This window comes from Pseudomonas arcuscaelestis (assembly GCF_016881005.1).
In the GTDB taxonomy this organism is placed as follows: Bacteria; Pseudomonadota; Gammaproteobacteria; order Pseudomonadales; family Pseudomonadaceae; genus Aquipseudomonas; species Aquipseudomonas arcuscaelestis.
The window spans coordinates 1-1,214 of record NZ_JACOPV010000058.1 but is presented as its reverse complement, the minus strand read 5'-3'; the positions used below and the strand labels follow the sequence as shown (position 1 = coordinate 1,214).

The 1,214-nt window shown below is 54.0% G+C and carries 3 protein-coding genes; 1 reads left to right on the top strand and 2 read right to left on the bottom strand.

Annotation, left to right across the window (positions count from 1 at the left end; genetic code table 11):
- Positions 1–244 (bottom strand): type II toxin-antitoxin system RelE/ParE family toxin (locus H8F21_RS29210; protein WP_203585836.1); only part of this gene is annotated, 244 nt, incomplete at its 3' end.
- Entirely contained in the window at positions 234–425 is a 192-nt protein-coding gene (relB, locus tag H8F21_RS29205) for a type II toxin-antitoxin system RelB family antitoxin (RefSeq protein WP_159960358.1), read from the bottom strand. The genes H8F21_RS29210 and relB, both read right to left, overlap by 11 nt.
- Positions 426–768: 343 nt before the next feature.
- On the opposite strand from relB, the gene H8F21_RS29200 reads away from it, so the two are divergent.
- Positions 769–1,214 (top strand): hypothetical protein (locus H8F21_RS29200; protein ID WP_203585835.1); only part of this gene is annotated, 446 nt, incomplete at its 3' end.

Below are 1,214 nucleotides of genomic sequence, written 5' to 3'. Positions count from 1 at the left end.
ATACCGTCACCACTTCGATCCAATCAGTTATTCGATACACCACCAAGTAGTTAGGGTGCACAACAATTTCTCGAGTACCTGGAATCCTACCCATGCGGTACAGATATGGATGATCAGGAAGCGCAGTTGTGGCAGCCTCAATGGCTTCGTTCAAATCGCTGGCTGCAGCAACATTACGTTCAATTATGTATTCAAGAATTACCCTGAGTTCAGCACGGGCCTCGGGCCGCCACTCAACCCGCATCGTGCGTTTTTCTCTTCGATTCAATCAAAGCGCGCATTTCAGCCATTACCCGATCATGCGGGATATTTGGACGAGGATCATCAATCGACGCCTGCACCTTGGCACGAAACCAACGGTCATAGCTGGCAGCCTGCTCTTCTGTTTCAAACTCTGAAACGATTGGAGAAAGTGGGATGCTCATAAAGACCTCCGTAGTGGACGCCTGCAAGTCTAATCGGTCCATGGTTTGCTGTCGTTCCTCTCAGATGTATGGCCTTATCAGTGAGCGCCGAAGATTAGTGACCTCACCGCAGGACGCACAAGTGCTGGCAAACTGAACAACTGTTACCAAAAAACAAGAATCGAGGGCCGCAAAAAACAGGTGGCACATTTCGCATTCTTGCGCAGCGAGTAGCAAGACAGTCTGTTGCCCATTGCATTGGCATGACTTCAAAACGGCCAATTAACGCCAGACACCCTTGGGATTTGCCTCAACCTGCGCTTCAATACCCAACCTAGATCCAGAACCCAAGGACGTTGAGCCTATGGCCTCGCCAAACAAGCAGCAAAAACGCGCCCAACGGGCCAAGACCAAGGCCAAGCAGAACCGTACCCAGCGTGCCGTCGCCACCAAGCCGGATGCATTCGCCGGCGATGACAGCCGTATCGACCTTGAGTCGGTGGATTTGATCGACCTGTTTATCGAGATGCGTGCCGCCGGCGAGACCAGCCAGCAGGCGCTGTGTGCGGTATTCCTGGCGCACCCGTTGCTGGCATTGGTGCTGGAGCAGGAAGGTGAAGAGGAAGCCACTGACTTTATCTTTGCGGTGCTGATCGAGTATCACCAGTGGGCAACCGATACCGACGATGAAGCGAGCGCACTGGCGTGGATCGAATCGCCGCAGTTCCAGGCCGATTACGTGGCAGCCTCCCAGGCACTGGCCAGCGCTGAAGACTGTTACAAATCCAGTGTGGGAGGGGGGGTGGCCCC